This is a genomic window from Paenibacillus tyrphae, assembly GCF_000722545.1.
GTDB lineage: Bacteria > Bacillota > Bacilli > Paenibacillales > NBRC-103111 > Paenibacillus_G > Paenibacillus_G tyrfis.
This window is the reverse complement of record NZ_JNVM01000010.1, coordinates 19,278-41,916: the sequence shown is the minus strand read 5'-3', so window position 1 is coordinate 41,916 and position 22,639 is coordinate 19,278. Positions and strand designations below refer to the sequence as shown.

The 22,639-nt window shown below is 57.4% G+C and carries 20 protein-coding genes; 9 read left to right on the top strand and 11 right to left on the bottom strand.

Annotation, left to right across the window (positions count from 1 at the left end; genetic code table 11):
* Position 1: 1 nt before the first annotated feature.
* The 3 genes from ET33_RS12335 to ET33_RS12325 are packed head-to-tail and all read right to left on the bottom strand — an operon-like array spanning position 2 to position 2,430.
* Positions 2-1,195, bottom strand: a complete 1,194-nt coding sequence (locus ET33_RS12335) for an aminoacyl--tRNA ligase-related protein (protein WP_051775284.1) — start codon at positions 1,193-1,195, stop codon at positions 2-4.
* Between the two features lie 32 nt (positions 1,196-1,227).
* Complete coding sequence (locus ET33_RS12330) at positions 1,228-2,067, bottom strand: phytanoyl-CoA dioxygenase family protein (RefSeq protein WP_036681334.1); 840 nt, start codon at positions 2,065-2,067, stop codon at positions 1,228-1,230.
* 18 nt (positions 2,068-2,085) lie between these two features.
* Complete coding sequence (locus ET33_RS12325; protein WP_036682465.1) at positions 2,086-2,430, bottom strand: VOC family protein; 345 nt, start codon at positions 2,428-2,430, stop codon at positions 2,086-2,088.
* A 269-nt stretch (positions 2,431-2,699) separates the two neighbouring features.
* On the opposite strand from ET33_RS12325, the gene ET33_RS12320 reads away from it, so the two are divergent.
* The 7 genes from ET33_RS12320 to ET33_RS12290 all read left to right on the top strand — a co-directional run bounded on the left by ET33_RS12320 (position 2,700) and on the right by ET33_RS12290 (position 10,687).
* The gene (locus ET33_RS12320) at positions 2,700-3,602 is read left to right on the top strand and encodes a glycosyltransferase family 2 protein (RefSeq protein WP_152570625.1); all 903 of its coding nucleotides are present in this window, start codon (positions 2,700-2,702) and stop codon (positions 3,600-3,602) included.
* Between the two features lie 42 nt (positions 3,603-3,644).
* Entirely contained in the window at positions 3,645-4,979 is a 1,335-nt protein-coding gene (locus tag ET33_RS12315; protein WP_235206702.1) for an aminotransferase family protein, read from the top strand.
* Between the two features lie 25 nt (positions 4,980-5,004).
* Positions 5,005-6,600: a gluzincin family metallopeptidase gene (locus ET33_RS12310; protein WP_051775282.1), complete on the top strand. Its 1,596-nt coding sequence runs from the start codon at positions 5,005-5,007 to the stop codon at positions 6,598-6,600.
* A 143-nt stretch (positions 6,601-6,743) separates the two neighbouring features.
* The gene (locus ET33_RS12305) at positions 6,744-7,670 is read left to right on the top strand and encodes an aminoglycoside phosphotransferase family protein (protein WP_036681327.1); all 927 of its coding nucleotides are present in this window, start codon (positions 6,744-6,746) and stop codon (positions 7,668-7,670) included.
* A gap of 44 nt (positions 7,671-7,714) precedes the next feature.
* Positions 7,715-8,611 carry a YqaJ viral recombinase family nuclease gene (locus ET33_RS12300; RefSeq protein ID WP_036681324.1) on the top strand — a complete coding sequence of 299 codons (897 nt, stop codon included), beginning with the start codon at positions 7,715-7,717 and terminating at the stop codon, positions 8,609-8,611.
* Between the two features lie 12 nt (positions 8,612-8,623).
* Complete coding sequence (locus ET33_RS12295) at positions 8,624-9,466, top strand: RnfABCDGE type electron transport complex subunit D (protein ID WP_036681321.1); 843 nt, start codon at positions 8,624-8,626, stop codon at positions 9,464-9,466.
* A gap of 159 nt (positions 9,467-9,625) precedes the next feature.
* Positions 9,626-10,687, top strand: coding sequence for a DUF6612 family protein (locus tag ET33_RS12290; RefSeq protein ID WP_036681318.1), 1,062 nt, complete (start codon positions 9,626-9,628; stop codon positions 10,685-10,687).
* 89 nt (positions 10,688-10,776) lie between these two features.
* Here ET33_RS12290 and ET33_RS12285 read toward each other — a convergent pair whose 3' ends face one another.
* On the bottom strand, positions 10,777-12,063 hold the full coding sequence (locus ET33_RS12285) for a cation:dicarboxylate symporter family transporter (protein WP_036681315.1): 1,287 nt from the start codon (positions 12,061-12,063) through the stop codon (positions 10,777-10,779).
* A 134-nt stretch (positions 12,064-12,197) separates the two neighbouring features.
* Here ET33_RS12285 and ET33_RS12280 point away from each other — a divergent pair, with 134 nt between their 5' ends.
* Both ET33_RS12280 and ET33_RS12275 read left to right on the top strand, forming a co-directional pair.
* The gene (locus ET33_RS12280) at positions 12,198-13,487 is read left to right on the top strand and encodes an ATP-binding protein (RefSeq protein ID WP_235206701.1); all 1,290 of its coding nucleotides are present in this window, start codon (positions 12,198-12,200) and stop codon (positions 13,485-13,487) included.
* A gap of 7 nt (positions 13,488-13,494) precedes the next feature.
* Positions 13,495-14,433 carry a response regulator gene (locus ET33_RS12275; RefSeq protein WP_036681313.1) on the top strand — a complete coding sequence of 313 codons (939 nt, stop codon included), beginning with the start codon at positions 13,495-13,497 and terminating at the stop codon, positions 14,431-14,433.
* A gap of 71 nt (positions 14,434-14,504) precedes the next feature.
* Here ET33_RS12275 and ET33_RS12270 read toward each other — a convergent pair whose 3' ends face one another.
* The 7 genes from ET33_RS12270 to ET33_RS12240 form a co-directional block, all read right to left on the bottom strand.
* Complete coding sequence (locus ET33_RS12270; RefSeq protein ID WP_036681311.1) at positions 14,505-15,425, bottom strand: C40 family peptidase; 921 nt, start codon at positions 15,423-15,425, stop codon at positions 14,505-14,507.
* Positions 15,422-16,525: a dipeptide epimerase gene (locus tag ET33_RS12265; protein ID WP_036681308.1), complete on the bottom strand. Its 1,104-nt coding sequence runs from the start codon at positions 16,523-16,525 to the stop codon at positions 15,422-15,424. The genes ET33_RS12270 and ET33_RS12265 overlap by 4 nt, the downstream gene beginning before the upstream one ends.
* A 21-nt stretch (positions 16,526-16,546) precedes the next feature.
* Positions 16,547-17,476: a S66 peptidase family protein gene (locus tag ET33_RS12260; RefSeq protein WP_036681305.1), complete on the bottom strand. Its 930-nt coding sequence runs from the start codon at positions 17,474-17,476 to the stop codon at positions 16,547-16,549.
* 590 nt (positions 17,477-18,066) lie between these two features.
* Entirely contained in the window at positions 18,067-19,689 is a 1,623-nt protein-coding gene (locus tag ET33_RS12255; protein WP_036681302.1) for a peptide ABC transporter substrate-binding protein, read from the bottom strand.
* 36 nt (positions 19,690-19,725) lie between these two features.
* Complete coding sequence (locus ET33_RS12250; RefSeq protein WP_036681300.1) at positions 19,726-20,769, bottom strand: ABC transporter ATP-binding protein; 1,044 nt, start codon at positions 20,767-20,769, stop codon at positions 19,726-19,728.
* A gap of 5 nt (positions 20,770-20,774) precedes the next feature.
* Positions 20,775-21,692, bottom strand: a complete 918-nt coding sequence (locus ET33_RS12245) for an ABC transporter permease (RefSeq protein ID WP_036681298.1) — start codon at positions 21,690-21,692, stop codon at positions 20,775-20,777.
* A 2-nt stretch (positions 21,693-21,694) separates the two neighbouring features.
* Positions 21,695-22,627, bottom strand: coding sequence for an ABC transporter permease (locus ET33_RS12240; RefSeq protein ID WP_036681295.1), 933 nt, complete (start codon positions 22,625-22,627; stop codon positions 21,695-21,697).
* Positions 22,628-22,639 lie beyond the last annotated feature (12 nt).

The following is a 22,639-nucleotide window of genomic DNA, read 5'->3' as shown; positions in this document are numbered from 1 at the left end:
GTCAGTGCGGCCGATAAGCTCTCGCCCCGCCGATCAAAGGACGCTCCCCCCGATGCCTGCCACTCGATGGGATGGGAAAAAGCATCTCCCGTACCGTCTGCGGCCACTCCTTGATGACCGGCCCATGCGTCATGAGCAGCGCCTGCACCCAGCGGTCGATGCCGAAGCCGACGCAGCCCGAGTGGAACGTATGGCTGCCGTCGTCGATCCCGAACGATTGGCATAAAAGCGAGCCGCATAAGTTGAACGACGTAATGGCGGCGCCAGTCTGGTCGTCCGGTGTCACCCGCAATTCGTACTTCAGCGCGCCGGATTGCTGGTAGAACAGCATGGCGCCGTCGTCGTGAAAATAAAACGGGTCCGTCGCCGTTTCCAGATACCCGCGCAGCCCAAGCCGCTCGAACAGCGCCCACGAATCCTCCACTAGGGTGGCCCGCATCTGCTCCACCGGTTGTTCCTCCCCGAGAAACACGATTTCGCGCATCCGGAATTCGCGTACACGGACAGGCGACAGGCGCGCCCGGTGCTCATGCCGGTAACACGGACCGGCGGCGGAGAACAACTCCAGCTTGCCCGGCTTCCGCCGTTCGGCGGCTAACTCCGCATATACGTGATAGCAGACGCAAGGCTGCAAATACAGCTCGTTATGCCGCATCAGCTCCCCGAGCGGCAGCTTCTCGCTCAAATGGGAGCGACAGCGCTCCAACGTTTCCTGCTCATGTTCCACCTCCGAAACGCCGTACACGTTTTGCGGATAATGGTACATATAGCCGCTGCGCATCATGTGCTCCATCGTCATAAAGGACGGGTAGCGTCTCATTTGCGCGCCGTAGCCTGCAGCCATGTCAAAAAACAACCGATCCAGCGCCTGCTCGGCCAATGCGGCATCCTCGGTCAATCGCAAGCTGCCGACCGGCGCGAGCGGGGCCTGCTCCCGGCACGGCCGGGGTGGCTTCGCCGTCCGGTTGTCCTTCAGCGTCTTGCGCGGGATGAGCCGGATCTTCAGGTTGTCATGCAGGAAGCGCTCGGCCTTCCGGCGAAAGGCTTCCTCGTCATCCCCCCCGTAGTCGACCTCGAGCTCCGTCTCGCCGACTCGCACCGCCGTAATGCGTTCGGACAAGTAATACATCGACTCCGCCACTTCTTTCGCTTTTTCCCTGACTTTTGGGCTGGACAAAGCATAACGGAAGCGCATCTCCGTCTCCTCCTCTCCATTCGTACCGGAATTTAGTTTCGCTGAATGTATTGATCGTACAAACTCGTGTCCTTGTACGTAAAAATCGATTGCTGCATTTCGATGATTTTCGGGGACGAATTGAGCTTGCGCCTGACCCTCTCGCCATGCTTGTCGACCAGATAGCCGTAATTCAGGGTTACTTTCTCCAGACTCGCTCCGGCAAAATGCGTGACAAACGAACGGCGATACCGGTACGCCGTCTTGTTGCGCGTCGAACCGTGATACATATTGCCGTTGAAAATAACGACGTCGCCCGGAGTGGTGCGGATTTGAACCGGTTCATATCCTTCCGGCACGCACAAAATTTCACTGCTGTAAGCGTTACAGCTTCCTGGCAGCACCTCGGCGGAGACCAGGTCCAGCTTCTGCGTTCCCGGCACGAAGAGCAGGCTGCCGTTCTCTTCGTCGGCCGGATCGAGGCTTACCCATACCGCATAAGACGTGTCCGGCCATACGCCGATATGGTAGTTATCCTGATGATACCCGAGTCCCCGCGTGCCCGGCGGCTTGTAATAGTAGCTGGATTGCACCGCAACCGGCTCTTCCCCGATCAGCTCCTCCAGCGTCGCAATAACCCGGGGCTCCAGCATGAACTTGACAATCTTCTCGTTCCCCCGGTGAAAATCCCGCAGCCGGTTCGGGTACAAGCTTTCTAGCGGCCGGTCCGGATGCTGCACAATTTCGCCCGACGCAAGCAGCCCGAGCCAGATGGACAAATACTCGGCGCTCAATTCTTCCAATTGCTCCGGATCGTACGCGCCGCGAACGACCAGATAGCCATGTTCCTCAAAAAACGCCTTCTCCTTCGTACGGACAAGCGATTGGGTCATTTTCGATCCTCCTCCGCATTAAAAATGGCACACGTTCAGCAACTGCCCGCTGTCATCCTTGAAATCGAACGTTTGTACGGTTCCGTAATCGCGAATCGGCCCGACCTCCACCCCGAGAAGCTTCATTTCCTCATAGGCCCCCCGAAGGTCGGACGTGTAAAAATTGAAAAACGGACACGCCTCCTTCACCGTATCCTGCGGCACGAAGGTGATCGGCGTTCCGTCGCCCGCCTTCAGCGTGGCGATCAAATCGGTGCGCCACTTGATCTTCAAGCCGAGCGTCTCCGTATACCACCGTACCGTCCGCTCCAAATCGGGCACGCGCAGCAGCACCGTATCTATCCGTTCCAACCGATGCTTCACCTGAATCCAACCTCCTGTTATCGGAACTGCCGTGCGCGAAGTCCGCACATTCGCCATCTCCCCCGGCCTCCGTTCCCTTTCCTTCCGAATTGTAGCACCGGTCGGCGATCACTTTCTCTGCCCGGATTGTCCGTCAATCGGGTTTTGTTGCCATCTTTTCCGGCCGCATCCAAAAACCGATCGCTCGCCAAAAGCCGAGTCGCCCGTGCAGACGAGCGGCTATAATCCGTAACAGCGGCGCCGGGCCGGCGGCCAACTGACGAAAAGAGGTGATTCTGTTGCGCGAAATCAGTGTGGTCATACCCGTATACAATCAGGCGTACCCCCTGTCTTTAACCCTGTACGGCTTTACGCGGCAGCCGCCGCCGTTCGACCGCTGCCGCATCATCGTGGTGGATGACGGCTCGTCCGAGCCGATCGAAGCGGTTGTCGAAGCCTACCGCGACCGACTGAATATCGCTTATGTAAGGCTCCCCCGCAAAGGCCGGGCGGCGGCGAGGAATGAAGGCGTACGCCGGCTGGGCGAAGGGATCGTCGTGTTTTGCGATGCGGACCGTATCCCGCGGCCGGGCTTCTTGCAAGCCCATTACGAGGCGCACTCCGGCGCGGAAACGAGGATGGCCGTCGGCCATGTCCGCGAGTTGTATGTTTCGGAGCCGGAGCGAAACCGGGAGCTGGTGCTGGAGCGAATTAGAGCGGAAACGCACGGCCGGGTGCCCCAATTTTGCCGGTTGGTGTACGGACTGTTCGATGCCGACGGCGACACCGCCGCCGCCGCGGCCTGGGTGTCGACCTTAAGCGGCAATTTGTCTGTTCCCTTGGAGCTGTTCCGGCGGCTCGAAGGGTTCGACGAACATTTTCACGAGTGGGGGTTCGAGCACATGGAATTCGGCTACCGGGCGCATCGGCAAGGCTGCCGGTTCCGATATGCGACCGGGGCGGTCAACGTGCATTTGGCCCATCCGCGAAGCGGCACCCCGTACGAAGCGCTCATTCGCCAGAGCCACGCCTACTTTTACAAAAAGCACCCCCAACCGGTGATCCGGCAGTTTCTCGGCTTTATGCTGGGCCATACGAGCCTGCGGCAGCTCGAACAGACTGCGCTGGCATGCGAGGGAAGCGGCCGTGCCGCTTCCGTTCCGGACGGGTTTGTCCGGATCACGAATTTTTAACGAATAGCCTCTCCAAGTCCAAAGAAAAGAGGAGCTGCGCTCATGACCTATATGACAGAAGAGGGTACTAAGCCGTATCCGGTGCTTCATCCATTTACGTATATGCCCGAGCCATCCGCTTTCGATTCGGGCAGCCCTTATATCCGTCTGTGCCGTGCCCAAGGAAGCTGGGCGTACGACGAGCAAAACCGGGCATACCTGTACGCAACGACAGGCGCCACGTCAGTCGGGCTCGGACATCCCCGCGTTCTGGAAGCAATAGCAAAGCAATACGCGGCGCTCAGCTTTGCCTCCACGTGCGCGCAAAGCCATCCGCTCGCGGTCCCGCTCGCCGAACGGCTCATTCGACTGTGCGGCGGGCACTACGCCAAAGCGTTCTACAGCGCCGACGGCTCAGGCGCGGTCGAATCGGCCATGCGGCTCGCCAGACAATACTGGATCGCGGCCGGCCAGCCCAAGCGCACCAAGTTCGTTTCGCTGGAGGGCGGCTATCACGGGACGACGTTCGGCTCCGGTTCGGTTACGCATCTGGGCATCCGCGAAATGTTCGGACCGGGACTTGCGGAGTGTTACAACGCCGCGACGCCCAATCTGTACCGTCCTCCGGTCGAAGGAAAGCCGGAATGGATTGTTTCGTTTTGCCTCGATCATCTTGAGGAAACGATCTTCGAAGCCGGACCGGACGAGGTGGCTGCCGTGCTGCTGGAACCGGTGCAAGGGGTGAACGGCATTGTTCCCCTTCCCCGGGAGTATGTGGCCGGAGTGCGGGAGCTGACCCGCAAATACGGTATTCTGCTTGTGATGGACGAGATCGGAACGGGACTCGGACGGGCGGGGCATTGGACCGTATCTCAGCATTTCGGCATCCAACCGGACCTGCTGACGGTTTCCAAAGGGCTGACCGGCGGCTATTTTCCGCTAACCGCCACACTGCTCTCCGCGGAGATGGACCGGCTCCTCTTCGGCCGGGGCGGTTTTTTTCTGCACGGGGTGACGCTAAGCGGACATCCGGTCGGCTGCGCCGCCGCTATGGCCGTACTGGACATTTTGGAGGAAGAAGGGCTTGTGGAGCGCTCCCGCCAAGAGGGAGACGCGATGCTGTCCGAGCTGAAAAGCAGACTGGGAGATCACCCGTTTGTCGGCGACATCCGGGGCATGGGCATGATGCTCGCTATCGAATTCGTCGATTGTAAGGACAGCAAGCAGCCCGTAGACGATGCGTTCAGCTTGCGGCTGTCCAAGCTGCTGCGCGAAGCGGGCGTCCTCGGCAGCTTCTTGAGCGGCGTACTAACGTTGTATCCGCCTCTGACGCTCGGGCAGGACGAAGCCCGGCAGCTGACAAACGCCGTGATATATGCGGTAAGCAAGTTGTCATGAATAGTTGCAGAAACGGAGGAACGGCATGAGAACGAGTCGCAGCTTGGCCCGCTATGCGCAGGATACGAACGATCTTTTGAGATCGTTATACTCGCCGATGATGCACGCATTGTGGATGGTGATGACAACCGGGGAATGGAAATGGGTGCAGGAATCTGTGCGTCACGAAAAAGCTTACCAGAAGACGCTTTCGTCCCCGCTCTTCCGGAGGAACTTGCTGCGGCGTATGGACGATAACTCCGCAGAGCCGCTTCTGCGGCGGCAGCTTGACGTGCTGAGACGGGAGATGCTCGAACACCGGGCCTCCCCCGTCAAACGCGAACGGATGGCTTCCCTCTGGAACGATCTGCACTATACGCTGGCGACGTTCCAGGCGGAAGTGAACGGCGCGCTGCTGTCCGAGCATTCCATGCTCGTCCTGCTCCGTTCGCTGCGGGATACCGGGCTCCGCCGGAAAGTGTGGCTTGCGGGAATGCAGGTCGGCGCTTCCGTCGCCCCCCGGCTGATCGAGCTTGTTACGCTGCGCAACGAGGTTGCCGTCAAGCAGGGCTTCGCCAACTTTTACGAAATGAAGCTGTATGCCCAAGAAACCGAGCCCCGGCTGCTGGAAGAGCTCATCCGTACGATCCGGCGCGGGCTGGATGGGGCATACCGGAGGGAGAAGGAACGCATCGACGAGGAACTAGCCGAGACGTTTCGCGTGTCCAAGAGCGCTCTCCGCTCCTGGCATTACGCCCATCCTTTCGTGCAATCGCACAATCCGTTCCTGCTGGGGGAGACGATCGAGCCGGATGGCATCGAGGGACGGGTCGCCTCCTGGCTTCACAGCCGCGGGTTCGATATCGGGCCGGTGCTCCTCCGCTCGGATACGGCCCCAAGGAGCGGCAAAAGCCAGGCCAACTGCTGCCTGAACGTCAACCGGGGGGACGACATCCGGCTCTCCTGCCATTTAACGCCGGACCGCAAAGGACTTTCCTTGCTTCTGCACGAACTCGGTCATGCCGTCTACGAGCAGGAGATCGATCCCGCGCTTCCGTTTCTGCTTCATCAGCCCGCGCATCCTTTGCTGAGCGAGGGAACGGCGCTGCTGTTCGAGCGGCTGGCGTGGGACCGGGGCTGGCTTCAGGAGGTGAACGGCGGAATCTCTTTCGTATCGGAGGAACAGGATACGGGCCCCGCGCTGCGCAGAGAGCTGCTCGTGAAGCTGTACTGGACGATGACCGTCATCGAATTCGAGAAGCGGATGTACGAAAACCCCAGGCAGCCGTTGAACCGGCTATGGTGGGAGACGGTCGAGCAGATTCAAGGAATCCCCCGGCCGGAAGAATGGGACTTCCCCTACTGGGCAGCCAAAGCCCATCTGACCACGCTGCCTGTCCATTATTACAATTACTTGCTTGGCGAAGTGGCCGCTTCCCAATTCCAGCATGAGCTTACAGCCCGGTTCGGCACTTGGCGTTCCGCGGAAGCGCTCGGGTATTTACGGGAAAGCGTATTCCGTCCGGGGGCTGCCAGACCTTGGACCGGCCTGTTGGCGGAAGGGTTCTCCGGCAGGCTGGACCCGTTACCTCTGATCAGGCAACTTCAGAATACGACAATACACGAGGAGCGAAGGGAATGAGCTGAGGGGACTATTATCGTAAATTGCCGCTCCCCTACGACGATCGGACATTCAAACCCGCGCCGCCGGTCGTATGAACGCGCAACCGCCAATGGCGGGACAACAGGACAAAGAAGGCGAGGTGATGACGAGTTTTGACCAGGATGCGCTCCCGATTTTTCAACGCCGTCGAATACGATCCGGAAACCGGCATCATTACCAAAACGAGCCGGGCTGCGGCGAAGCTGAAAGACGAAATCCGCTGGTATCTCGATCTGCCCGCAGAGCTTCGCAGCCTCATTCCCGAAGTTGTGGATTATTCGCTGGGCAGCAAGCCTTTCCTCCGCCTGAGCCACGTTCCCGGCCCGACGCTCTCCGAGCTTTATTTGAACGGCGAGACTGCGCAGCCGGAATGGGGGGCCGTGTGGGAGCGGATCGACGACATCTTTCGCGCCTTTGCCCGGTATCCGGCCGGCGTAACCCGGCATCAGCTCGCAGACATGTATATCCGCAAAACGCGCCAGCGGCTCGCCTCCTTTTTGGCGCGAAGCCATTGGGCGGCGGACGTGCACCGGACGGGGCGGCTTCGTTTGAACGGGGCCGACCTTCCTTGCCCGGTCCGCTTGTTCGAAAGCAGGATCGCCGTATTCCGTGAGCTGCTGACGGATTCCGTTCCTGCACTTCTTCACGGAGACATGTGCTTCGGGAATATACTGTATCACCCGGCAACACGCGAACTGAAGCTGATCGATCCCCGCGGAAGCTTCGGCAAGCGGGGGCTATACGGCGACCAAAGGTACGATCTGGCCAAAATCCGGCACAGCCTAAGCGGCTACGAGCATATTTCCCATAACCGCTTCTCGCTCGTCCTCGCGCCGGGCCGGCTTGAGCTGGACATTCCTTTTACCCCGCTTCAGACCAGACTGCGCGACGAATGGGACGCGAGGCTCGGCAGCAGGCTGGAAGCGGTGCGCGGGATCGAATGTCTGCTCTACCTCTCCATGCTTCCGCTGCACGAGGAAAGCCGCTCCCGTCAGCTTGCCCTATATGCGGTAGGGGCCCGGCTCATCGACGAACTGCTGCCGGAATGACCGTCGCGCAAAAAATTTCCGACGAAAGGAGGCCGCTTCGCGACATGTGGGCCAAAACGCTCGTGCGTACCAAGGACCTCCCCCATGAGGAATGGCTGGCTTGGCGGCGCCGCGGCTTGGGAGGAAGCGATGCCGCGGCCGTCTGCGGGGCCGACCCGTGGAAAGGTCCGATGGACGTGTATATGGACAAACTCGGAGAAGCGCTCTCCCCTCCCGAAACCGAAGCGATGCGGCTGGGAAAACAGATGAAAGACTTTATCGCCCGCCGGTTCATGGAGCGGACCGGGCTTAAGGCGATTCGCCGCCACTCGCTTTTCCAGCATCCGCACCACCCTTTTATGCTGGCGACCGTCGATCGCTGGCTGGTCGGTCAACAAGCCGGCCTGCTCTGCAAGACCGCAGGCGAATACCGCAAGGATGAATGGGAGCAGACCGGCCTGCCGGAGCGCATCGTCCTACAGTGTCATCATCTGATGGCTGTCACAGGAGCGGATCATTGGTGGATCGCGGTCCTGATCGGAGGCAACAAGTTCCGCTCGTTCCGCTTGGAGCGCGACGAGAGACGAATGACGGAGCTGATCGAGAAAGAATCGCGCTTCTGGCAAGGACATGTGCTGTCGAGACGCCCGCCCGCTTGGGACGGTTCGCCCGCCTCCTCGGCGCTGCTGCTCCGGATGTTTCCCCCGGACGAGACGCATTCGCATCCCGTAGCGCTCATGAACGATGCCGAAGACTGGATCGAACGGTATCAACGGGCCGACCTCGCGGAGAAGGCGGCCGCGCTGCAAAAGGCGGAAGCCGAAAACCGGTTGAAGGGCATGCTTGGAGAGCACGAACAAGGGGTCACCTCCCGTCACCGGGTCGAATGGAAGACGATCCGGCCGAGGTCCGGCCGCCAACCGGCGTACCGGCGGTTTCAAATCCAACCTATATCGAAATGAACGGAGGATTGTATGCGCAACGAACTATCCACCAAACTGCGTACCGTCGTATCCTGGTCGGATTACAAAATCGACCCCCGGTATTTCGTACTGCTGTTTTTAGGCAGCTTCGCCGTCGCCGGTCAAGTGTATCTCGGCTTCTTCCAGAAATGGGACGCCGTCATCGTCTCTGTGATCGCCTCCGCCGGTACTGAACTTGTCCTGCATCGGTTGAAAAGGGGAACCTGGCAGTTCCCCCTCAGCGCAGTCATCACGGGCATCGGGGTCAGCCTGCTGCTCAGCTCTCATGTCGTATGGGCTTACGCGCTCACTTCGTTTCTCGCCATTGCCATCAAATATGCGATACGGTTCAAAGGTGGACACATCTTCAACCCTAACAATGTTGCGATGGTAATCATGCTGTTCATGCTTCCCGAGTTTGCAGTCAGCACGCCGAAGCAGTGGACGAACGGCTTGCCCATCATGGCGGTGATTTTGGCGCTTGGTATCGTCGTCTGCTACATGGCGAACCGGTTGGACTCGGTGCTTACGTTCCTCGGCAGCTTCACGCTGTTTGCGCTGATCCGTCATTTTTATTTCGGCGCCCCGCTGTACGCCGCTTTGGGGCCTCTTCTGGGCGCATCGCTGCAGCTCTTCTCCTTCTTCATGATGACGGATCCCAAATCGTCCCCGACAACCTGCAAAGGGCGAATGCTGTTTGCTTTTTCCGTGGCGGCGCTCGATGCCGTTTTTCGTATCAACCGCATCCCGAACCCGCAATTTTATGCGCTCTTTGCCGTTTGCCTTCTGATGCTTATCCCTTACCGGCTGTGGGCCGAACGGAAAGCAAAGGCAGAGGCGGTAATCCAATCGTAGTCGCCCATTCGCCACCTAGTCCCAAAGTAGGATACTCGTTCCATTAGACTATGAAATTCGACACGATTTACCAATCATTCCTTTTCAAATCTATTTTTTTGTAATAGAATAAGCAATGTTGCAAAAATAGAGTCAGATTTGGAGAGGGGATCAATACAGATGTACAGGAAGAAAATTGCACTTGCACTTTGTGCGCTGCTGGTTGTGATGGCAGTTCTCGCCGGCTGCGGAGCAAAGCCAGCACCGAAGGAAACGCTGGAGAAGGCGTTCCAAACGGCTGCAGATATGAAATCGGCCGATTATAAAATGACCTTCGCGATGAACATGGACTTCCCTGCCGACGCATTGGAAGAAAATCCGCAGCTTGCCGTAACGGCGCAAATGCTCAAAAACATGGAAGTGGCCATAACTGGCGCTTACCAGCAAGAACCGTTCCAGATGGAAATGAACATCGAAGCCAAGCTCAAAGGCGATATGGCGATGAACATCAATCTGCCGATCGTCATGACCGATCAAAAAATTTGGGTGAAGGTACCGAACATTCCGATGCTGCCGCTGCCGAAAGATGTGGTAGGCAAATTTGTGGAGCTTGATCCGAAGGAACTGGCCAAGCAATCCGACCAAAAAGTGAATTTCGACGCCGCTACTATTAAGAAGCAGCAGGAGCTGGGCCAAGAAATCGGCAAAATCTTCTTCAAGCACGTGGACGAGAAAACATTCCTCTCCTCCGTGGACAAGAAGGACGCCAAGCTGCCGGAAACGGTTGAAGCGAATCAAATTGTTAAATTCGCGGTTACGAACGAAAACGTGGAGCCATTCATCACGACCGTCGCCGAAAAAGTGCTGCCGGAAGTGCTCGATCTGATGATGAGCGACAAATACGCGAAAGTGTTTGACTTCAAGAAAGAAGACCTGGAGCAAGCGAAGAAAGATTTGACGGCCAACTCCGGAGACAAGCTCAAATCCGAAATCGCCAAAATGAAGGAAGACGTCAAAATCAAGGATTTGCAAATTACGACAGCCGTCAACAAAAAAGGATTCCCGGTTTACCACGATGTCAACGTAGGCCTGGAAGTCAAAGAAAATGGCAAGCCGTCTCAAATCGGCGCCAACATCAAAGCGGAATATTCCAAGATCAACGAAAAGCCGGAGTTCAAAATCGGCATCCCGAAAGACGTTATTACCCTCGAGCAGCTGATGGCCAAAACAAACGGCATGTAATTCAACGCAAAAGCCGCGCCTCTAATCGGAGACGCGGCTTTTTTATTACATAGTATCGGCTTTTCCAGGAAAATCTAGCACTAGCGGACTTAAGCCGTCGGCTTCAGCGCTTGCTTCGTCGTTTCCTTGACCGTAGCGACATAAGCCAGTCCTTTTTGCTTGTCGTATTGGCCTTCCCACTTGGACATGATTACCGCGGCCAGAGAGTTGCCAAGCACGTTAACGACCGTACGGGCCATGTCGAGAAGGCGGTCAATCCCGGCGATGAAAGCGAGTCCCTCGACCGGAATGCCCACCGAACCGAGCGTCGCAAGCAGAACAACGAACGAAACTCCCGGCACGCCGGCGATGCCTTTGGATGTCACCATCAGCACGAGCATCAGCGTAATTTGCGAGCTGATCGGCATGTGGATGCCGTACATCTGAGCGATAAACAGCGCCGCAAGCGCCTGATACAAGGTCGATCCGTCGAGATTGAACGAATACCCGGTCGGGACGACAAACGACGTAATCGCTTTAGGACAGCCGAACTTTTCCATTTTCTCCATCACTTTAGGCATGACCGATTCGGAGCTGGCCGTGGAGTAGGCGAGAATGATTTCGTCCTTAAGCAGCTTGATGATCGTCCAAATGCTGGTGCCGGACATTTTGGCGATCGCCCCGAGCACGACGAGAATAAAGAACACCATGCTGGCATAGACGACAATGACGAGCTTGCCAAGCGGAACTAGCGAGCTTACGCCGAATTTGGCAACTGTCACGCCGATCAAGGCGAATACCCCGAACGGTGCGAATTTCATCACCTGATTTGTAACCCAGAACATCGTATCGGCAACGCCATGGAAGAAGCTAAGCACCGGCTTGCCGCGTTCTCCGATGGCTGCAACGCCAAGTCCGAACATGACGGAGAAGAAAATGATCGCGAGCATATCACCGTTCATCAAAGATTCGAAGATGTTTTTCGGTACGATATTCACAAAGGTGCTGGCGATGCTATGGCTTGCTTTCTCTGCCGTATCGACATAGGTTTTGATATCGGTTTTCGCAAGGTGCGACATATCGACCCCGGCACCCGGCTTGAAGATGTTGGCAAACAACAGGCCGACGATAATAGCAATTGTGGTAACGATTTCAAAATACAAAATCGTTTTGCCGCCGAGCTTGCCCAGCTTCTTGATATCTCCTACCCCGGCGATACCGACAATAAGCGAAGAGATGACGATCGGCACGACGATCATTTTGATCAAACGGATGAAGATGTCGCCAACTGGCTTCAGATATGTCTCGACCGCGGGATTCCCGTAAAAGATGGCTCCGACGGCGATCCCGAGCATCAAACCGATTACGATTTGCAGAGCCAATCCGAATTTTTTCATGTCTGTTTCCCCCTCTTTTGTTACTAAAAGCGCTTCCAAATCAGTGGCGTCTATGAAATAATAGGTTTGAATATTATCATATGGATCGTCTACACTAAACTACACAAACCTACAATTGCGAGTTGATGCGAATTTTGAAAAAGGCTGTCTCTTGGCAAAACCGCCTGCTCCCGCTCGCCCTTGTCGCCATTCTCGTTCCGCTGGCCGCTGAGCTGAAATTTTATCCGTTCTCGGATTCGTTCCGCGTCGGCATGGGGCCTCCCGTGCTTTTTTTCAGTTTGCTGTGGCTTCGCGGGTTAACGCCGCTTGCGGCGGGATTCGTAACCGGCCTCACGGTGCCGGCCTTTCGGATCGGACTGGATGCGCTGGGCGGGGTGGCGCTCGAAGCTTCGTTCTATCAGCATGTTCCCGCTTTCTTCTTTTATTTCTCTTATGGAGCCTTGTTCGCCGTAGCGCAGGTCAATAACTACCGGCAAAGTCCGCTGCTGATCGGGCTGATCGGCATGGGATTGGAAATCGGCTCCAATGTGGCGGAGCTGTTTTTTCGCTATTCGCTTCCCGGCCGCACAATCATACTGCACGAGCTGGAGCAAATTATCGTAATCGCCGTATTCCGGAGCTCGTTCGTGCTGGCGATCTTCAACATCATTCAGCTGAGGCAGGTGCGTGCGCTGCAGGAGCGGGAGCGGCAGGAGAACGAGCACCGGCTGATGCTGATCTCGACGCTGTACGAGGAATCCGTGCATTTGCAAAAAACGCTGCAACAGGCCGAGCAGATCACCCGCTCTTCCTATGAGCTGTACCGCGGGCTGAAAGACGCGGCCGAGTCCGATTTCGCCCGGCAAGCCTTGGGCATTGCCGGACAAGTACACGAGATCAAGAAGGACAATCAGCGGATCTACGCCGGCTTGTCGCAGCTCATCACAAGCGAGCAGCGGGCCGATTTCGGCCTGGCGGAAGAGCTTGGGGGCGTGGTGGTCCGCTCGAATGAAAAATACGCCCGCCTGCACGGCAAATCGATCCGCATTGCGTTGAAGGTCAATGGGACGCATCCCCCTTATCACGCCTACACGCTGCTGTCGCTGCTGAACAATCTCGTCTCGAACGCCGTAGAGGCGATTGGGAAGGACGGGGATATCGAAGTCGTCATCGAGCGCACGGAAGAGCGGACGACGGAGCTGCGCGTCCGGGACAACGGCCCGGGCATTCCGGGGCATTCGCGGGATATCGTTTTTCATCCCGGCTACACGACCAAATACGATGCTTCCGGCGTTCCGTCGACGGGTATCGGCCTCTCCTACGTGCAGGAAGCGGTGGCGCGGCTCGGCGGAACGATCACCATTCGGGAAGGAATCGGTGGAAATGGAACGGAATTTATCATACAATTGCCGTTAGCAAGTTTAACGACGAATAAGGACGGGTGAAAAAGGAGTGCGATTTTTTATAACCGATGACGACCCGGCGGTACGCCGGATGCTGGCGCAGCTGATCGAAGACGAAGACCTCGGTGAGGTGGCGGGCGAAGCCGCGGACGGAGCGGATGTGGATGCCGGACTGCTGGCGGTCACGCGGACCGATATTTGGCTCATCGACCTCCTGATGCCGAAGCGGGACGGGATTGAAACGGTGCGGGAGATCGCCCCGTCGTTTCCCGGCAAAATCATCATGCTGTCGCAGGTCGAATCGAAGGAAATGATCGGCGAGGCATACGCTTTGGGCGTCGAATATTACATAACGAAGCCAATCAACCGGTTGGAGGTGCTGTCGGTCATCCGCAAGGTCGAGGAGCGGATGCGGCTTGCACGGTCCATTCAGAACATCCGCCAGTCGCTGCTTGGACTGGACGACGGCGGCTTAGGGAAGCCTGCGGCCCCTCGCGAACAGGATCGCGGTTCTGCCGGAATCGGCGCGGCAGGCCGCTATTTGTTCTCGGAGCTCGGCATCACCGGAGAGATCGGCTGCAAAGATTTGCTGGCGATGCTGCAAATTCTATTGGAGCATGATGACGCCGCTGCGGGACACCGCGATTTTCCCCAGCTGCGGGAGCTGTTCCGCGCAGCGGCCGTGCGCAAGCTGGGCGATAAAGCGGACGAAGCGGTGATCAAGAAAGAAATCAAAGCAGCCGAACAGCGCGTACGCCGGACGATTCATCAAGCGTTGAGCCATTTGGCTTCGCTCGGATTGACGGATTATTCGAATATCAAGTTCGAAAATTACGCATCGAAATTTTTTGATTTTACGGAGGTTCGCAAGCGGATGCTGGAGCTGGAGGATGAGAGCGGGGACACCGTCTCGCAAGTGCGGATCAACGTCAAGAAATTCATTCAGGTCCTTTATTTAGAGGCCAAGCAGCACATGCGGGAACATTGATTCGAAAAAATGGGCTCTCCCCAGGTCTGTATCGGACCTTATGGGAGAGCCCCCTTTTTCAGTTGATCATCTTACCAATATCTCCTGGAAATACAATGCTCCTTTTCCAGCTTGTAGCCGTTCAGATCGACAAGCTCTATGCACCCTTCGGAATCGGGAGAATGAAGCATCCGATTATCCCCCGCATAGATTCCGACATGATGCACGCGCCCCTTGCCTTCTTCGTAGGCGAAGAAGAGCAGATCCCCCGGTTCCAGACGGTCCCGCTCCACCATCTGCCCCTGAACGGCTTGATCAGAAGCGTCCCGCGGAATGAGCATGCCTTGCGATTTGTGCATGCTGTAAGCAAAGCCGGAGCAGTCGTAGCCGAAGGAAGACATGCCTCCCCACAGATAAGGCAGCCCGATAAACCGCATCCCCTGCCGGACGAGCCGCTTGCCCGCATGCTCTTCTTCCATGGGGGTAGATGCCGGACGGCCAACGATCCGTACTTGATCCTTCGGCAAAAAGCCTACTCCGTGCGGGGTATCCACCACGACGCCGTCGTTCGTCTCTTCGACAACGGGCAGCCGGGTCAGGAAGCTCAGCTCGATTTCGGCTTGAAGCGAACGGAGGGTCAACAGTGCCCGGGGAGCGGCCACCTCCGCCCATTGGCCAACGGCAGATTCGGCGCTTGCTTCCGTCAGCTGGCACTTCGGCACCCAACCGGGATAGCCTGTTCCCTCCTTCCGGGTGCTTTGCTCGGGAATGAGCACCTTGACCCACTCGCCACTTTCTTCGGCAACTATCGCCTCGGTTCCGTACAGCATTTGCGTCTGAATCCGATTGGCGCCGTACAAATCCAGCTTATCCTTAACGGTCATAGCTCCCAGCCATTCCGTTATGGCCGCCGGATGCCGCAGCGCGGGTTCGTCCAGCGGACGCGGGGAATCAGGAGACGTCCACACGGTGGCGACGGACACCGCCGCTCTCACTCGCTTCGGTCCGCTCATGATACGGCCCCCATCCCGTCCTGACAACGCACGTTCCGGATGCCGAGTCCGGCCTCGTCCAGGAATGTCATGACCCGCCCGTCGTATTGGACGCCGCCGTCGACGATATCGTGAAGCATCATGAGCGGCGCATCGAAATCGAAGCGGGTAATGTTCTTTTTGCTCGCCGCAAAATGAGCCGCCGCCGTTACCGCAAGACGGGATTCGATCATGCTGCCCACCATGCATTCCACGCCGTATTCCTCCGCAATTTGGTTGATGATTTGCGCCTTGTAGATCCCGCCCGATTTCATCAGCTTGATATTGATCAGATCGGCCGCGCGCCGCTGCAGCACTTCAAGCGCCTGAACCGGAGAGAACACGCTCTCGTCCGCCATAATCAGCGTTTCGACCGCATCTGTTACGGCCTTCAAACCTTCGATATCTCCGGCCTTCACCGGCTGCTCCACAAGCTCGATATTGAGGCCCATGTCTTCCATCCGCCGGATCGATTTGACCGCATCCTTCACCTGCCAGCCTTGGTTCGCATCCAGCCTGATTTTGATCCGGTCGCCTACGCGGCTGCGGATCTCTTTGATCCGTTCGATATCTTCGCCGATATCGTCCTTCCCTACCTTGATCTTCAGCACGTTAAACCCGGATTCCACATAGCGGGCCGCATCCTCGCCCATTTCTTTCGGCGAATTGACGCTGACGGTAAAGTCCGTCTCGATCCGATTCTTGTAGCCCCCGAGAAATTGATACAGCGGCACCCCGCAGGCCTGTGCCACCAGGTCGTAGACCGCCATATCGACCGCGGCTTTGCCGCTGCTGCAGCCGACCATCGCGTGATGGACGGATTGAATGATTTGTTCATAGGCCAGCAGACTTTTGCCGATTAACAGCGGTGTGAACGTATGGACAATGGCGGATTCGATGCTCTCCAAGCTGTCCCCCGTAATCACAATCGTAGCCGGCGCTTCGCCCCAGCCGACCCGGCCATCGTCCGCCGTAATCCGAACTAATACGGATTCCGCTTGAAATACGGTCCGCAGCGCGGTCTTGAACGGTTTGACGAGCGGGGTCGACTGGCGCATTACGTCTATTCTTTGAATTTGCATCCAGGGCGCCTCCTTACGCTTCTACTCTACAGCCGGTCCGATAAACTCCAGCTTCTTTTGTGCGGTATTCATCCTCGCCTCTACACCTAACGGCACGGCGATATTCGGCGAGCAATGGCCGATTTTAAACCCTGCGAGCGCGGGTCTTCCCGCCTGAACGATATGATGCCGGATGACCTGCTCCAACGTTAGTGAATTTTTGTACTTGTTCGGCTCGCAGTTGTGAAAATCGCAAACGAGAATTCCCGACGCATCGGCCAGCTTTCCGGCCTGCCGCAGTTGATTCAGCATCCGGTCAACGCGGTACGGCTCCTCGTCAATCTCTTCTATAAACAAAATACGTCCGCGGGTATCCAATTCATACGGCGTCCCGAGCGTGCTGACAAGCAGGGACAAATTGCCTCCGACCAGCGGTCCGTCCGCTTCCCCTTCCACCAAGGCGACAAGCGGCGAGATGTTTTCCGTGTAGACGACCGGCTTCGGATGAAACAGCTGCTCAAAGCCCTGCAAGGTCAGCGGATGGACAGGCTCCTCGGCAAGGCAGGTCAGCATAGGACCGTGAAACGTGACCAGCCCCGACCGGTTTCCGATGGCGGTGTGGAGGAACGTGATATCGCTGTATCCCCAGAAAATTTTCGGGCTATCGCGGATGCGCTCGTAGTCCAGCATGTCGGCTATTCTTGCCGATCCATAACCGCCGCGCGCGCATACGATGGCCCGAATGTCCGGGTCCGCGAACATCGCGTTCAGCTCCGCCGCCCGCTCCTCGTCCGTCCCCGCCAAATAGCCGTGCTGGCCGGACAGTGTGCCGCCGAAGCGGACGTTCAGGCCCATTCGTATCAAATAACCGGCCGCCCGCTCGATTTTGCTCCGGTCGCCCTGACTGGCCGGGGCCGTAATGCCCACCGTATCGCCCGGGGCGAGACGCGGAGGTTTGATGCGATTGCGCATGGTATCTTCCTCCCTTCGTTAGGGGAGCCGTCGATGGCTCGGATTAGCCGATGATGCAGTACTGCGAGAACCACGCTCGGCATAATCGGCTTATTTGGCAACGCAGGTCGTTATGCGATAGGTCGGTTTAACGCTTTTTCTGCATTTGCAGGTACTGGCGCGGCTGGCCGACCAGTCTATCAGCATCGCCGATACTAACGTGACAGCGCCATTGGACGCTTTTTTCAGCATCGCTGGCACTGACGCGACTGTCCTGTACTAGCTTATTCAGCATAGAGGAGCTGCGATGCGTTATTTTGCCTGATATCGGCGCCTTGTGTAAAATAGAGGAACTGGCGTTCGCTATCACTCCCATTTTGCGGGTCGTGTACATTTTTCGACACAACTAAAGCACCTGTCTTCCGCTATGTTCCAACGGACGCCGAATCCTGCTCTTTAACGCATCATACTTCCTTTAATATCAAACGTTGCTCAACTAATCCTCACGATCCGCCAGCCCACCGTTTCCCTCCGACCTCAGAACGACGGGAATACTCGCCCCTCCGACCTGCAAGTACCTTCCCAACAGGCCACCCCGACCGCGGTGCCGTCTATTTCAAATTGGCCCATTTGAAGTCGATGTAGCCGTAGGCGTGCCGGACGACTCCTTCCAGCTTGTCGCTTTGCATATAGGCGGAGTTATAAAAATACAGCGGCATGATCGGCGCTTCATCCAGCAATAGTTTCTCCGCTTCGTGCAGTAATTTGAACCGCTTGGCATTGTCCGGCTCATTGTAGGCGTCTTGAATCAGCTTGTCGTACTGCGCGTTGCTCCAGCCGGTCCGGTTGTTCGGATTGCCGGTCTGGAAGATGTCCAAGAAGTTGATCGGATCGGCAAAATCCGGCAGCCATGACGAACGGGAAAATTGCAATTGCAGCTTCTTCTGCTCGGCCGTCAGCACCTTGCCTTCCTTGCTCTCGATTTTCACGTCGACGCCCAGGCTTTCTTTGAACATCGCTTGAGCCGCCTCGGCAATTTTCTGGTGCAGGTCGTTCGTATTGTAGGTCAGCGTCACCTGCGGGAGCGTTTTGTAGCCGGCCTCGGCCATTCCTTTTTCCAGCAGCTTTTTCGCTTCTGCGGCGTCGAATTTCACCAGCGTTCCGCCAACCTTGCGGAAGTCGTCACCTCCCGGATCTTTGAGACCGTACGAGACGAATCCGTCGGCCACCTTTTGCTTCTGCTTGACGACGAGGTCGACGATTTTCTGACTGTCCACAGCCATCTGGAACGCTTTGCGGATGTTGACGTTATCGAACGGCGGCATCTTGGTGTTGAACCGGTAAAAATACGTTCCCGCCGAATCCTCCACCTTGACCTTGCCATCCGCGAAGAGCTTTTGGCTTAAATCGGCCGGAATGACGCCGTCAATATGCAGCCCTCCGCTCTGATACAGCTGATACTCCGTATTCGTGTCGTTGACCATTTTGAACGTAACACCGTCCAACTTGACGTTAGCTGCATCCCAGTACTGATCGTTTTTGACCATCTTGAGTTCGGAATCGTGCTTCCATTCGGTGATCTTGAACGGACCGTTGCTTACGATCGTGGCGGCTTCGCTTGCCCATTTGTCGTTCTTCTCCACGGTTGCTTTATGTACCGGGAAAAACGCCGGGTTGGACAACATCCCAAGCAGCCACGGGGCCGGCTTGGTCAATACGACCTCCAGCGTCTTGTCGTCCGTCGCTTTGATTTTGACACCGTCGGCCGGACCTTTATCCGAATTGTACACTTCGGCCCCTTCGATGACATAAGCCAGAGGCGCGGCCGGCGAAGGCTTCTTCGGATCGAGCATTCGCTTCCAGGCGAATTCGAAATCGGACGCCTTCACCGCGTCCCCGTTCGACCACTTGATGCCGTCCCTCAGCGTAAACGTATACTGCTTGCCGTCGGGACTAATCTTCCATTCCTTGGCCATCGCGGGCTCGGGGGATTGGCTTTTGCCAAGGCGCGTCAAGCCTTCCATGGCGTTGTTCAGGATGTCATACGACACTTGATCGAACCCGACCGGCGGGTCCAGCGACGTAGGCTCCCTCAGATTGTTGTACAGCAGAATTTTGGCTTGCTGTTCGTTTCGGGCCGGTTCGCTACCTGCCCCTTCTTTGCCGCTGCAGCCTGCCAGCGCCGTACCGGATAACAGGATACAGCCGAGGAGTAAAGCCGTTCTTTTCTTCATGCGACGTCTCTCCTTCACATTGTATGATAGGATTCGCTAACCTATTGCCGATCGGATAAAAGTATTCGCGTCCGACGTGGCGCGCGCGTCCTGCAGCCAGCAGGCGACGCCGTGCCCGCCAGACAAGCTGGTCGTGTCCGGCTGGAAGTCGGCGCACACTTCCATGGCGTGAGGACACCGGGCTGCGAACGCGCAGCCTTTGGGCGGCGCGAACAGATCCGGAGGGGTCCCCGGAATCGATTGCAGCGGGGTATTCCGATCGCTATCCAGACGCGGCATGGATGCAAGCAGCCCTTTCGTATAAGGATGCTGCGGATGCTGGAACACCTCGTCTACCGTGCCCGACTCGACCACCTTGCCGGCGTACATGACGTTCACGCGGTCCGCGATATTCGCCACCACGCCCAGATCGTGGGTGATCATGATGATGGATACGCCGGTTTTGCGCTGCAGCAGCTTGAACAGATCGAGAATCTGCGCCTGAATCGTCACGTCGAGCGCTGTGGTCGGTTCGTCGGCAATGAGCACCGACGGTTTGCCGACCGCTGCGATCGCGATCATGATGCGCTGCCTCATGCCGCCGCTGAACTGGTGCAGATGCTGCTTGAGACGGCTTTCCGGGTTGGAAATGCCGACTAGCTCCAGCATCTCCACCGCTTGCTTGCGGGCCTCGGACCGCGACAGCTTCTGATGGCGGATGATGCCCTCCATAATCTGCTCGCCGATGGTGATCGTCGGATTGAGGGCGGTCATCGCATCCTGAAAAATCATCGTGATGGCCGAGCCCCTGATCTCCCGCATCTGCTTCTCCGTCAGCCCGGTCAGCTCCCGTCCTTGAAACCGGATGCTGCCCTGCCTGATCTTCGAGGTTTGCGGGGGCAGCAGCCGCATCAAGCTGCGGGCGGTGACGCTTTTGCCGCAGCCGGACTCGCCTACGATGGCAAGCGTCTCGCCGCGGCGAAGCATCAAACTCACGCCGCGGACCGCCTGCACCTCGCCGCCATACGTGGCGAAAGAGACATGCAGGTCTTTCACTTCGAGCAGTACATCCGAGGGAGACAATGTATCGGGTCCACTCATGGAGCTTACCTCCTCTGCTTCGGATTAAATGTGTTTTGCAGCCCGTCCCCGAGCAGGTTGAACGCCAGCATCGTCAGCGAGATGAAGAACGCCGGAAAGAACAGCCGCCACCAATAGCCGGATAAAATCGTCGGCAGCGCATCGTTCGCCATCGTGCCCCAACTGGCCAGCGGAGGCTGAATGCCGAGACCGAGGAAGCTGAGGAACGCTTCCGCGAAGATTGCCGACGGGACGGAGAACGTCACCTGCACGATAATGACGCCGAAAGCGTTCGGCAGCAAATGTCTGCGGATAATGCTCCAAGGACTCGCTCCGAGCGTCCGCGAAGCCAGCACGTACTCGGACGATGCCAGCTGAAGCACCTGCCCGCGCACGATCCGCGCCATGCCGATCCAGCCGGTCGCCGTCAGTGCGATGATGATGGTGAACAAGCCCGGGCCCATGACGACCATCAGCAGGATTACGATCAGCAGGTACGGAATGCCGTACAGAATGTCGACGATCCGCATCATGATGTTATCGACCCGCCCGCCAAAATAGCCGGCGATGCCCCCGTAAACGACGCCGATGAGAAAATCGATGAGCGCAGCGACGACACCAACGGTCAGCGAAATGCGAGAGCCGAACAGGATGCGCGCGAACACATCCCGGCCGAGCTCGTCGGTGCCGAACCAATGCTCGGCCGACGGAGCTTGATTGCCGTTCAGCAGGTTTTGCTTGGAATAGCTCTGGTCCGTCAGCCAAGGCCCGAAGATCGAAAGCGCTGCCAGCGCAACGATGAAGATAAGCCCGAGCAGAGCCAGCTTGTTCTTGAACAGCCGGATGCGCGCCTGCTGCCAGAACGTCAGCTGCGGACGAACGATCGCTTCCATAGGGCCGACGCGTTTTTGCATCGGCACAAACAAATGATCGGGAACCGACATCCTCACCTCTCCTTTCCATGCAGCTTGATACGGGGGTCGATCAGACTGTACGCGATATCGACCAGGAACATCATGAAGATGAGCAGGGTGCTGTAGAACACCGTCGTTCCCATGATGACCGCATAATCCCGGTTGTTGATGCCGTCTACAAAATATTTCCCCATGCCCGGAATCGCAAAAATTTTCTCGATCACAAAGCTGCCCGTCAGCACATTCGCAAGCAATGCGCCGACTAACGTAACGACCGGCAGCACCGCGTTGCGCAGGGCGTGCTTGAACACAATCGTCACCGGCGAAAGCCCTTTGGCCCTGGCCGTCTCGATGTAGTCCTGCGTCAGCACCTCGACCATATTGGCCCGCGTCAGCCTCGCAATGATCGCGATCGGTCCAGTGGACAGCGCGACCGCCGGCAGCACGACATGCTTCCATGTCCCCCACGTCGCCACCGGCAGCAGCTCCCATTCCACCGCGATGTATTTGATCAGCAGCGGAGCCACGACGAAATTGGGAACCGCGATGCCGATGACGGCGAGCACCATGGCGATATAGTCGATCAGGCCGTTTTGCCGGAGCGCGGCCGCCGTTCCGAGCGCAATGCCCGATGCGATCGCCAGGAGAAGCGCCACGATGCCGAGCTGGAACGAGACCGGGAAGCCGCGCTCGATCATCGCGTTCACGCTTTCCGGATAGTGCGAGATCGACGGCCCGAGATCCAGCGTAAGCAGCGACTTCAAATAAAGCGCATACTGGACGTACACCGGCTTATCCAAATGATAGAACGCCATCATGTTCTGGACGACGGCGGGATTGGCTTCCTTGCCGTCCCGGTCGAACGGCGAGCCCGGAATCGTATGCATCAAGAAAAACGTAATCGTGACGATGAGCCACAGCGTCACCAGCATGGACACGAATCTTTTCAATAAGTACGGCGCCACTCGATCACCCGC

Excerpts from the sequence above, each read along its gene's own strand:
- ET33_RS12285 (WP_036681315.1), bottom strand. The coding sequence starts at position 12,063 with ATGAAAAAATTCGGATTGGCTCTGCAAATCGTAATCGGTTTGATGCTC.
- ET33_RS12265 (WP_036681308.1), bottom strand. The coding sequence starts at position 16,525 with ATGCAAATTCAAAGAATAGACGTAATGCGCCAGTCGACCCCGCTCGTC.
- ET33_RS12250 (WP_036681300.1), bottom strand. The coding sequence starts at position 20,769 with ATGAGTGGACCCGATACATTGTCTCCCTCGGATGTACTGCTCGAAGTG.
- ET33_RS12330 (WP_036681334.1), bottom strand. The coding sequence starts at position 2,067 with ATGACCCAATCGCTTGTCCGTACGAAGGAGAAGGCGTTTTTTGAGGAA.
- ET33_RS12295 (WP_036681321.1), top strand. The coding sequence starts at position 8,624 with ATGCGCAACGAACTATCCACCAAACTGCGTACCGTCGTATCCTGGTCG.
- ET33_RS12300 (WP_036681324.1), top strand. The coding sequence starts at position 7,715 with ATGTGGGCCAAAACGCTCGTGCGTACCAAGGACCTCCCCCATGAGGAA.
- ET33_RS12255 (WP_036681302.1), bottom strand. The coding sequence starts at position 19,689 with ATGAAGAAAAGAACGGCTTTACTCCTCGGCTGTATCCTGTTATCCGGT.
- ET33_RS12245 (WP_036681298.1), bottom strand. The coding sequence starts at position 21,692 with ATGTCGGTTCCCGATCATTTGTTTGTGCCGATGCAAAAACGCGTCGGC.
- ET33_RS12305 (WP_036681327.1), top strand. The coding sequence starts at position 6,744 with ATGCGCTCCCGATTTTTCAACGCCGTCGAATACGATCCGGAAACCGGC.
- ET33_RS12270 (WP_036681311.1), bottom strand. The coding sequence starts at position 15,425 with ATGAGCGGACCGAAGCGAGTGAGAGCGGCGGTGTCCGTCGCCACCGTG.
- ET33_RS12315 (WP_235206702.1), top strand. The coding sequence starts at position 3,645 with ATGACCTATATGACAGAAGAGGGTACTAAGCCGTATCCGGTGCTTCAT.
- ET33_RS12310 (WP_051775282.1), top strand. The coding sequence starts at position 5,005 with ATGAGAACGAGTCGCAGCTTGGCCCGCTATGCGCAGGATACGAACGAT.
- ET33_RS12335 (WP_051775284.1), bottom strand. The coding sequence starts at position 1,195 with ATGCGCTTCCGTTATGCTTTGTCCAGCCCAAAAGTCAGGGAAAAAGCG.
- ET33_RS12260 (WP_036681305.1), bottom strand. The coding sequence starts at position 17,476 with ATGCGCAATCGCATCAAACCTCCGCGTCTCGCCCCGGGCGATACGGTG.
- ET33_RS12290 (WP_036681318.1), top strand. The coding sequence starts at position 9,626 with ATGTACAGGAAGAAAATTGCACTTGCACTTTGTGCGCTGCTGGTTGTG.